The sequence below is a fragment of the Actinoplanes flavus genome (assembly GCF_017592555.1).
In the GTDB taxonomy this organism is placed as follows: domain Bacteria; phylum Actinomycetota; class Actinomycetes; order Mycobacteriales; family Micromonosporaceae; genus Actinoplanes; species Actinoplanes flavus.
This window is the reverse complement of sequence record NZ_JAGFNS010000033.1, coordinates 64,542-74,876: the sequence shown is the minus strand read 5'-3', so window position 1 is coordinate 74,876 and position 10,335 is coordinate 64,542. Positions and strand designations below refer to the sequence as shown.

General features: G+C 69.4%; 9 protein-coding genes. 8 read left to right on the top strand and 1 reads right to left on the bottom strand.

Features of this window, described 5'->3' with window-relative positions; translation table 11 throughout:
- The 7 genes from J5X75_RS36395 to J5X75_RS36365 all read left to right on the top strand — a co-directional run.
- The coding region (locus J5X75_RS36395; RefSeq protein WP_208472148.1) for an SDR family NAD(P)-dependent oxidoreductase at positions 1–664 on the top strand (664 nt) is incomplete at its 5' end.
- Entirely contained in the window at positions 661–1,647 is a 987-nt protein-coding gene (locus tag J5X75_RS36390) for an NAD(P)H-dependent flavin oxidoreductase (RefSeq protein ID WP_208472147.1), read from the top strand. The genes J5X75_RS36395 and J5X75_RS36390, both read left to right, overlap by 4 nt.
- Positions 1,647–2,411: an enoyl-CoA hydratase gene (locus J5X75_RS36385; RefSeq protein WP_208472146.1), complete on the top strand. Its 765-nt coding sequence runs from the start codon at positions 1,647–1,649 to the stop codon at positions 2,409–2,411. Before J5X75_RS36390 ends, J5X75_RS36385 begins: the two co-directional genes overlap by 1 nt.
- A gap of 189 nt (positions 2,412–2,600) precedes the next feature.
- Complete coding sequence (locus tag J5X75_RS36380; protein WP_208472145.1) at positions 2,601–4,244, top strand: AMP-binding protein; 1,644 nt, start codon at positions 2,601–2,603, stop codon at positions 4,242–4,244.
- Entirely contained in the window at positions 4,127–6,037 is a 1,911-nt protein-coding gene (locus J5X75_RS36375; RefSeq protein ID WP_307798491.1) for an HAL/PAL/TAL family ammonia-lyase, read from the top strand. The genes J5X75_RS36380 and J5X75_RS36375 overlap by 118 nt, the downstream gene beginning before the upstream one ends.
- A gap of 37 nt (positions 6,038–6,074) precedes the next feature.
- The gene (locus J5X75_RS36370; RefSeq protein ID WP_208472143.1) at positions 6,075–7,019 is read left to right on the top strand and encodes a zinc-dependent alcohol dehydrogenase; all 945 of its coding nucleotides are present in this window, start codon (positions 6,075–6,077) and stop codon (positions 7,017–7,019) included.
- Positions 7,020–7,331: 312 nt separating this feature from the next.
- On the top strand, positions 7,332–8,690 hold the full coding sequence (locus tag J5X75_RS36365; RefSeq protein WP_208472142.1) for a BNR repeat-containing protein: 1,359 nt from the start codon (positions 7,332–7,334) through the stop codon (positions 8,688–8,690).
- A 55-nt stretch (positions 8,691–8,745) separates the two neighbouring features.
- On the opposite strand, the gene J5X75_RS36360 is transcribed toward J5X75_RS36365, so the two are convergent.
- Positions 8,746–9,945, bottom strand: coding sequence for a cytochrome P450 (locus tag J5X75_RS36360; RefSeq protein ID WP_208472141.1), 1,200 nt, complete (start codon positions 9,943–9,945; stop codon positions 8,746–8,748).
- A gap of 70 nt (positions 9,946–10,015) precedes the next feature.
- Between J5X75_RS36360 and J5X75_RS36355 the strand changes: the two genes are divergently transcribed.
- Entirely contained in the window at positions 10,016–10,186 is a 171-nt protein-coding gene (locus tag J5X75_RS36355) for a hypothetical protein (protein ID WP_208472140.1), read from the top strand.
- Positions 10,187–10,335: the final 149 nt, after the last annotated feature.

Genomic DNA, 10,335 nt, shown 5'->3' with positions numbered 1-10,335 from the left:
GCCGTTCGAGGCCCCCCCCCCCGCCGCCCGGCCCGGCGCCGCGCGCCGGGCCCCCACGGCCCGGTTCAGCCCCGGCGACGTCACCAGCGAGGAATCCGTGACGGCCGCCCTCGACGTCGCCGCGTCGCTCGGCGACCTGCGGGTGGTGGTGAACTGCGCCGGGATCGGCACGGCCGCCCGGGTCCTCGGCAAGAACGGTCCGTTTCCGCTGGACGTCTTCCGTCGTACCGTCGAAGTGAATTTGATCGGCAGTTTCAACGTGATCCGGTTGGCCGCCGAGCGCATCGCGGCCACCGAACCGGCCGACGGCGAGCGTGGCGTCATCGTGAACACCGCGTCGGTGGCGGCGTTCGAGGGGCAGATCGGCCAGGCGGCGTACTCGGCCTCCAAGGGCGGCGTCGCGGCGATGACCCTGCCGATCGCGCGGGAGCTGGCGACATCGCTGATCCGGGTGGTCACCATCGCGCCCGGCCTGTTCGAGACGCCGATGCTGGCCGGCCTGCCCGACGAGGCCCGCGCCTCGCTCGGCGCACAGGTGCCGCACCCGGCCCGGCTCGGCCGGCCGTCCGAGTTCGCCGACCTGGCCGTGGGCATCGTGCGCAACCCGATGCTGAACGGCGAGACGATCCGGCTCGATGGCGCGATCCGGATGGCGCCGCGATGACCGGCCCGCTGAGCACCCGGTTCACCGAGGTCTTCGGCGTCCGCCACCCGATCGTGCAGGGCGGCATGCAGTGGGTCGGCCGGGCCGAACTGGCCGCGGCGGTCTCCTCGGCCGGCGGCCTCGGCATGATCACCGCGCTGACCCAGCCCACCCCGAAGGACCTGGCCGCCGAGATCGAGCGCTGCCGGAAGCTCACCGATCAGCCGTTCGGCGTGAACCTGACGATCCTGCCGACGATCACCCCACCGCCGTACGACGAGTACCGTCGCGTGATCATCGACTCCGGCGTCACCATCGTGGAGACGGCCGGGTCCAATCCGGAGCCGCACATGGCGATGTTCCGCGAACACGGAGTGCGGATCATCCACAAGTGCACGAGCGTCCGGCACGCGCTCAAGGCCGAGAGAGTCGGCGTGGACGCGGTCAGCATCGACGGTTTCGAGTGCGCCGGCCACCCGGGCGAGGACGACATCCCCGGCCTGGTGCTGATTCCGGCGGCGACCGCCCGGCTGGCCATCCCGGTGCTCGCCTCCGGCGGGTTCGCCGACGGGCGCGGCCTGGTGGCGGCGCTGGCGCTGGGCGCCGACGGCGTCAACATGGGCACCCGGTTCATGTGCACCGCCGAGTCGCCCATCCACGACAGCGTCAAGAAGGCCATCGTGGCCGGTGACGAGCGCGGCACCGAACTGATCTTCCGGCAGCTGCGCAACACCGCCCGGGTCGCCGGCAACGCGGTCAGCCGGGAGGTCGTCGAGATCCTCCGCGCGGGTGGCACGTTCCCGGACATCGCCCCGCTGGTCGCCGGGTCCCGTGGCCGGAAGGTGTTCGAGGACGGCGATCTGGACGCCGGGATCTGGTCGGTCGGCATGGCCCAGGGGCTCATCGACGACGTGCCCACCTGCGCCGAACTGCTCGACCGGATCGTCACCGAGGCGGTCGACATCATCGAGAACCGGCTGCGCACCCGTACGGCGGTGGCGTGATGACGTTCATCGACTGCCATCGGGACGGCCCGGTCCTGCGCATCACCCTGAACCGGCCGCACGTGCTCAACGCCGTCACCGAGGCCGTCCTCGACGATCTGGCCGAGCTGATCACCGAGGCCGGCGACGATCCGGACGTACGCGTGCTGGTGCTCTCCGGCGCTGGCCGCGCCTTCAGCTCCGGGGCCGATCTGACCGTCGGCGACCTCTCCTCGCCGGCCGGCACGATCGAGGCCGCGAACCGGGTGATCCGCGCCATCCGCGCCGTGCCCCGGCCGGTGGTCGCCGCGGTGCACGGCCCGGCCGCCGGGGTGGGCTGCTCGATCGCCCTGGCCTGCGACCTGGTGCTGACCTCGACGTCGGCGTTCTTCCAGCTGGCGTTCGTCAACGTGGGCCTCATGCCGGACGGTGGCGCGACCCTGCTGGTGCCGGCGAACATCGGCCGCGCCCGCGCCATGAGCCTGGCCCTGCTCGGCGAACGGCTGCCCGCCACGACCGCCGCACAGTGGGGCCTGGTCTATCGGGTCGTCGAGCCCGAGCAGCTCGGGCCGGCGCTCGACGACCTGACCACCCGGCTGTCCCGGGCCGCGCCGCTGGCCCTCACCGAGACCAAACAGGCGGTCAACGCGGCCACGCTCGGCGACCTGGAGGACAGCCTGGACCGCGAGCTGGCCGGCCAGTCCGCGCTGCTGGAGAGCGCCGACTTCCACACCGCGGTCACCGCTTTCGCCCAGAAACGCACGCCCGACTTCGTCGGTCGCTAGTAGAGGCCGCGCACGCGGGCGGCGAGCCGGGTCGAACCCATCGGGGTCTTCGGCGGCGTGGGCCGGTGACGAGTTCCTCCGTCCTGACAGGCCAAGCGTTGATTACCGATTGGAGCCACATGACTACTTGGAGTGTGTACAGTCTGCTTCGGCGGAACGGCAGATCCGACCCTGACCTGAGAGGCACGTGTGCGTACTGCATGGGAATCCATCGTCGTGCCGGCCGGGCTTGCCCGCCGTTACCGCGAGCAGGGCTGGTGGCGCGACGCGACGTTCTCGGATGATCTGCGGGAATCCGCCGCGGAAGCGCCCGATGAGACCGCACTCCTGACCTGGCGAGAACGCGAAAACAGGCTGATCGCCCTGTCGTTCCGGGAGTTCGACGTTCGCGCGGACGCTGTGGCCGGCGCCTTGCAGCGGCTCGGGGTGGGCCGCGGAGACGTGGTCGCCTACCAGCTGCCCGCATGGTGGGAAACCGCCGTCCTGATGATCGCTTGCCAGCGGGTCGGGGCGATCGTGGCCCCCCTGCACACGCTGTTCGGCTCCTTCGAGACGGAGCGTGTGCTGGCGGCCACCGATGCGGTCGCCTGCGTGGTGGCGGACGAGTACAACGGCGTCGAGCAGGCGCGGCTGCTTCTGGAGCAGGCGCCCCGGCTGCCTTCCCTGCGGCACCGGATCGTCATCGGTGACGCCGCCGCCACGAACGCGGTCAGTCTCGACGACGCCTTCCACGGCCGTCATTCCACCGTCGAGCGGCCGTCCGACCTCGTTCCTTTCGAGGCTGACGAGGTGTGTGCACTCCTGATGACCTCCGGCACCACCGGCGAGACCCAACTGGTCGCCCACAGCCCCAACACGCTGTACGCCGTACCGCGGCAGGCTCCAGCCCCCGGGCAGCTCCGGGCCATCACCTCGGGAATGTCCTTCGCCTCGGGGTTCCGCAGGGCTCTCCACGCCACCTGGCGGGGCGTCCCCACGCTCTTCAGTGACAGTCGTGCCCCGGAAACCTGGCTGGACCTGATCGAGAAAGCGAAGGTCACGGAGCTGTGGACCTCGCCCCGGATGCTCCGGGACCTCGTCGAGGAACAGCGACGTCGGGCCCGCGACGTGTCGGGCCTGGAATCCATCGGCAGTTTCGGCGGGCCGCTTCCCCAGGTGACCCTGTCGGACGTGCGGGAGAGCCTGTGTCCCGTCGTACGGAACGTCTGGGGCATGACCGAGTGCGGCCCCCTGTTGTGCACCGCCGCGGAGGATCCGCCGGAGCACGCCGGCCGGAGCCTCGGTCGGCCGAGACACGGGGGAGAGGTCCGGCTGGAGCCGGCCGGCCAGGCACACCACCACAGTGACGTCTTCCATCTGCACGTGCGCGGCCCCGCGGTGTGCCTGGCGACCGTCGGCCGTGACAGCGGGCAGGTCAGGTGGTCCCCGGACGCTGACGGCGGCTGGCTGGATACGGGCGACCTGGTGGCGCCCGACGGGACGGGCGGACTGCGGTTCGTCGGCCGGGCGGCCGAACGTATCGGCGACGCCTGGCAGATCCCGGTGGCCGATGTTGAGAACGCGCTGTTGACCCACCCCGACATCGACGACGCGGTGCTGCTGCCCTGGCCGCACGCCGACGGCCGGGAAACCCCGTGCGTCGCTGTCATCTCCGCGACCCGGCTGGAACTGCGGGACGTACGCGACCACCTGGGCCGGCTGGGCTTCCGTGAGTTGTGCCTGCCCACCCGAATCGAGCACGTCACCGAGTTTCCCCGCGCCGGACTGGGCAAGGTGCGCCGCAAGATCCTGCTCGACCGGCTGAGGGAGCGAGCGGCGGTGCCCGCAGGTTGAGGGAGCCGTGTCCGAGTCCTGGCCGGACGAGGGCGACGACACTGCGACATCTGCGAGAACGGATCTGGAGACAGGTGAGCACAACAGGACTGGTGGGGTCGGTGCAGCATCGGGACACGGGGCGGGAGACCCGCGCGAGCATCGTCCTGGACGGACACGGCCTCACGGCGGAGGACGTCGTCCGCGTGTCCCTGCGGCAGAACACCTCGGTCGAACTGGCCGAAACGGCGGCCGCCCGGATGGTGCGGTCCAGGCAGCTCAAGCTGGAACTCCTCGACACCGGGCAGCCGGTCTACGGTGTGACGACCGGATTCGGTGCCAGTGCCGACCGGCAGATCTCGGTCGACAAAGCCGCTGAACTGCAGCGCAACATGATGCGGTTCCTGCGCAATGGCACCGGCCCTCCTGCCACACCCGAGATCTGCCGTGCGACCTTGCTGATCAGGGCGAACTGCCTGGCGCGAGGCAACTCCGGAGTCCGCCCGCTCATCGTGGAGCGCCTGCTGGACCTGTTGCGCCACGACGTGCTCCCCATGGTCCCGGAGCGGGGTTCTGTCGGCGCCAGTGGCGACCTGGTCCCCCTGGGACACCTGGCCGCACCCCTGATCGGCGAGGGGGAGATCTTGTACCGGGGCTCGGTGCGCCCCGCGTCCGAGGTGCTGGCCGAACTCGGGCTGGGCCCGATCGAGCTGGAGGCGAAGGACAGCCTCGCGCTCGTGAACGGCACATCGTTCTCCGCCGCGTTCGCGGCGCTGGCGGTCGTCCGGGCTGCGGAACTGGCCGCGTTCGCGGAGACGGCTACTGCCTTGGCGTGCGAGGCCCTCGAGGGCAACCGCGGCCACTTCGCGGCCTTCCTGCACGAGAGCAAGCCGCATCCCGGCCAGGTGGCGAGCGCGCGTCGCATCACCGAGTTGCTCTCCGGTTCACAACTGGCTCTGGAACACGGCCAAGTCGTGGGGCTCAGCACCGTCCTGGGCGAGCGGGGCTATCAGCGGCTGAACCGCAGCGTGCAGGACCGCTACTCGGTCCGCTGCGCACCGCACGTGATCGGCGTGCTGAGGGACACTGTCGACTGGGCACGCCACTGGATCGAAACCGAGATCAACTCATCGAACGACAACCCGCTCTTCGACACCGATACCGGTACGGTGCACAGCGGCGGCAACTTCTACGGCGGTCACCTCGCTTTGGCGATGGACGCGTTGAAGGTCGCGGTGGCGAACGTCGCCGATCTGCTGGACCGGCAACTGGCCCTGCTGGTCGATGACAAGTTCAACAACGGTCTGACGGCCGGCCTGGTCGCGCCGTTCGGTGAGGACGACTGGGCAGCGGGTCTGCACCATGGCTTCAAAGGCATGCAGCTGGCCTGCTCGGCCGTCACCGCCGAAGCCCTCAAGACCTCCACACCGGCCGGCGTCTTCTCCCGCTCCACCGGGGCGCACAACCAGGACAAGGTGAGCATGTCGCCGATCGCGGCGAGGGACGCCTGCACCGTGGTCGACCTGACCCGGGAGGTCACCGCGATCCACCTTCTGGCGGCCTGCCAGGCGGTCGATCTGCGCGGGACCGAACTGATGGGGCCACGCACCCGCCGGGTGCACGAGCTGGTCCGCACACTCGCCCCCTTCACCGCCATCGATCGGCCCATGGACGGCGACATCAAGGCTCTGCTCGGCGCGATGCGCGACGGCTCACTGCTGCGGGCAGGGGCGGCCGAGGGCGCGCGGAAGAACCGTCCGGCAGGCGCGACGAGCGCACGGCCTGCCACGGTTCACATGACCTCTGACCTCTGATTTCCAGCATCTGAGCGAAACGAAGGGAAGTCCGGCTGTGGCGGATGTGATGCCCACGCGGATGCGGGCGGTCGTCAAACGCGGCACCTCGGTGACCGTCAGCCAGGTCCCGGTTCCTCTGCCGGCTCATGGGGAGGTCCTGATCGGAGTCGAGATCGCCGGAGTGTGCCGCACCGACATCTACGCCGCCAGGGGGCTGCTGCCCTGCGCCGATCCGCTGATCCTCGGCCACGAGTTCGCCGGAGTCGTCGTCGCCCTCGGCCCGGAGGTACACCGGTTCTCCCCGGGGGACCGGGTCGCGGTCATGCCCGTGATCCCCTGCGGCCTGTGCCGACGGTGCGCGGTGGACGAACCGGAGTGCTGCCCGCACCACGACTTCCTGGGAATCGGGCGCCACGGCGCGTTCGCCGAGTACGTCGCCGTACCCGCGGACGTGGTGCACCATCTGCCGGATCACCTGTCCTTCCGGGAAGGCGCGTACGCCGAGCCGGTCTGCGCGGCGATGGCCGTCCGTAAAACCGCCGTCCACCCACAGGAACGCGGGCTGCTCTACGGAGACAACCGGATCGCCGAGCTGACCAAGCGCATCCTGCACTCAGCCGGTTTCGACATCGTGGACACCTACGCGGAGGACTCGGCGACGCCGTTGGAGACGGACGCGTACGACTACGTCATCGAGACTCGGCCGACCGGGCCGGCATTCGACGAGATGATCCGGGCGGTCCGCCCCGGCGGCCGGATCATTCTGAAGAGCCGCCCAGCCGCCGCCGTCCCGATCGACCTGAGGGCCGTCCTGCGCAAGGAACTCGTCCTCGAGTCGGCGTCCTACGCGCCCTTCACCGAAGCACTGGCCTTCCTGGCGAAGCACGACGTCACGGATCTGCTCGGCGACACCTATGCGCTGGAGGACTTCACCGACGCATTCACCGCCGACGGCGCCGGCGAGGAACGGAAGACCTTCCTGTCGTGCCGCGCACGGTGACCACCCTCCAGCCTGCTCGGCATCCCCGCTGGGCCAGGCCACGCCGTGCCCGGACCACAGCCTCGGGGACGGACCGCCGACCCGACGGTGCGGTCAACCCCGCCTGCCTTGGCGCGATCTGGCATCGATGCAACACCCCAGGTCGGAGTGCACTGCCGGTTCACCGCCGGTTCTCCTCTTCGCGGGCCGCGAACGGCGCCCTCAGATTACGGAAACCGGGACGGGAACTCGCAGCTTGACGACCTGGAAACAGCGGCTTAACGTTCCCGCCACCGCTCATTCGCATTGACCTCCGTCCCCCTGCGAGGAACGATGAAACGATTCACAGTCCTCACCGCTCTCATCGCGATACCGGCCATCGTGCTGGCCGCTCTCCCCGCCGCGGCCGCCGCACCGACCGTCACCCACTCGTCGACCACGGTGCTGACCACGAATGGCCGCACCGCGCTCACCTACACCGGCTACATGAACGGCGAGTCGTTCCAGCAGGACGGCATCGTCACCTATCAAGGCCGGCAGTACGCCGCCTTCTGGGACCAGAACGGCTATGTGAACCTGTCCCGCCGTCAGGTGCCGTCCGGGGCCTGGTCGCATCTGCGGCTCACCGACTACGTCACCACGTCGACCGATTCACACAACACCATCAGCATCGGGATCGCGCCGTCGGACGGGACGATCCACCTGGCGTTCGACACGCATTCGTCGCAGTTCCGCTATCGCAAGTCGGTGGCCGGGCTGGCCACCGCAGCCTCGTGGTCGACCGCGAGTTTCGGGGCCGTGCAGACGAAACTGACCGGCACCAGCATGGACGTGGTCACCTATCCGCAGTTCTTCGCCCATCCGGACGGTTCCCTGCAACTGGCGATCCGGACCGGGTACAGCGGCACCGGCGACGAGGTGCTCTACGAATACAAAGCCGGGGCCTGGAGCTACATCGGCGAGTTCATCGACGGGACGACCGCCGGGAACAACGCCTACCTGTTCGGCATCGAGTACGACAACTACGACCCGGCGGCGCCGCTGCTGCACGTCACGTGGACGGTGCGGGAGACGTCGAACGCCAGCACCAACCACGACCTGTACTACGCGTACAGCAAGGACAAGGGCCGCACCTGGCGCAACAACGCGGGCACCGTCATCGCCACCACCGGATCCACACCCCTGGCCTCGAACGCCGCCGGACTGAAAGTGTGGACCATCGACCAGAACCGCGGCCTGATCAACCAGGAGTCGCAGGTCGTCGACGCGGCCGGCATCGTGCACGTGCTCGCCTCGCACCTGCCCGCCTCGGCCGCGAGCAACACCGACTTCACGGCCGCGCGCGAATCCGCCGTTCTCGTGCACTATTGGCGGGACAAGGCCAGCAAGGTGTGGCACCAGACTTACACGCCGTTCCTGGAACGGTCCGCCCGCGGTGACATCGCGGTCGACGCCAAGGACAACCTCTATGTCGTCAGCGGTGACTCGTCGACCCGGAAACTGCACATCCAGACCGCGTCGAAAGCGTCCGGCTGGGCCGACTGGGTGATCCGCTACACGTCCTCGGCCGTCTACTACTCCGACCCGCTGATCGACCACCAGCGCCTCAAGACGCTCGGCACGCTCAGCTTCTTCGCCCCGCGTTACGGCGGCAGTCAGATCGACGTCCAGGATTGGAGTGTCAGCGGCTGAAAGACCTTTCGAAACCGGGTTCGGGTACGCGTACCCGAACCCGGTTCTGCCGTTGTCAGTGAGCCGGACGGAATCGCAGGCGAAGGTTCGACGGAGCTCTGGTGAACAGGCCCTGGAGCACCGGCGCCGCGGCGAGTTCGATGTCGTCCATGGCGTCGAGCAGATCGTTCGCGGCGATCTCGACCTCGGTCTTGGCGAGCATCGCGCCGACGCAGAAATGGCGGCCCAGCGCGAATCCGGTGTGATTCGCGGCGGCCGTGTAGGCCTTGGAGAAGTCGAGGTCGGTGCGGCAGACGTCGAACCGGTCGGGGTCGGAGTAGCGGCGCGGATCCCGGTTGGCGGCGGCGATCAGGCAGATCACGGTGGCGCCCTTCGGAACGGTTCCGCCGGACAGTTCGACGTCCTCGGACGGCTGCCGCATGATCATCTGGACCGGCGGCGAATGTCGCAGCGTCTCGGCGAGCGCGTTGCCGATGAGCGACCGGTCGGCGCGCACCTTCGCCATCTGTTCCGGCTCACGGATCAGGTTGAGCATCATGTTGGCGAGAGCCTTGTCGGTGGTCTCGCCGCCGGCCACCAGCAGCAGGCTGACGAACGCCTTCACCTCCAGGTCGGACATCCGCTCGCCGTCGATCTCCGCGGTGCCGAGCAGCGACAGCAGGTCGTCGCGGGGTTCGGCACGGCGTTCGGCGATGCGCGGCAGCATGTACTCCTGGAACTCGTCCCGGGTCCGCATCCCGTTCGCGGTGACCGTCTCGTCCTGGGTGAGGTTCGACAGGAACGCCATGATCGAGGTGTACCAGCGGCGGAACAGCTCGTGGTCGGCCCGCGGCAGGCCGAGCATGTCGACGATCACGTTGATCGGGAAGCGGGTGGTGAACGCGTCGACCAGCTCCACCTCGCCGTCGCCCCGGAAGGCGTCCAGCAGCTCGCGGCTGTTGCGCCGGATCACCGGGACGAACTTCGAGGTCAGCTCACTGCCCTTGAAGGCCGGGGTGACCAGGCGCCGGTGGATCGAGTGCTCCCGGCCGTCCATCTGCAGGATCGTGCGGCCGTGCACCGGCTCCAGCTGCCAGCCGTAGTTGTCGCTGGTGAACACCGGGTCCTTGAAGGCCCGCTCGACGTCGTCGTACCGGCTGATGACGTAGGCGTTCAAGCCCTCGTGGAAGCTGAGCGGGTCGGTCTCGCGCAACGCCTCCCAGACCGGAACCGGGTCGGCCAGGCATTCGGGGGACAGGATGTCGGTGACGGTCATCGGAGCCCTCTCGCCAGGTGCGAATTCTGATTAACTTTTCGTAGCCGACCGATCGAGGCCGGTCAACCCGATGTCACGCACGCGACGGCCGGCCCGGTACGCGCCCGCATCCGCCGGCCGGGCCGACATCGCGCCCGCGGCCGCCGTCCGGCGGCCGGCCGATCCGGCGCCGTGCACGCGGCGGCCCGCCGGGTGGCGGATCCGGCGCGGCTCGGCGACGTTCCCGTTGCGCCGCGTATAGCCTGGCTGCGGTAACCTGGCGCAACTATTCATGTCAATGCGGTCGAAACTTGCCCTGGGAGCGCTCCCGACCTGTCCAGAAAGGCTCTTCCCATTTCCGACGCCACCACGACCCGCGAAGACACGGCAGCAGACGCGGCCGCCCCGGCC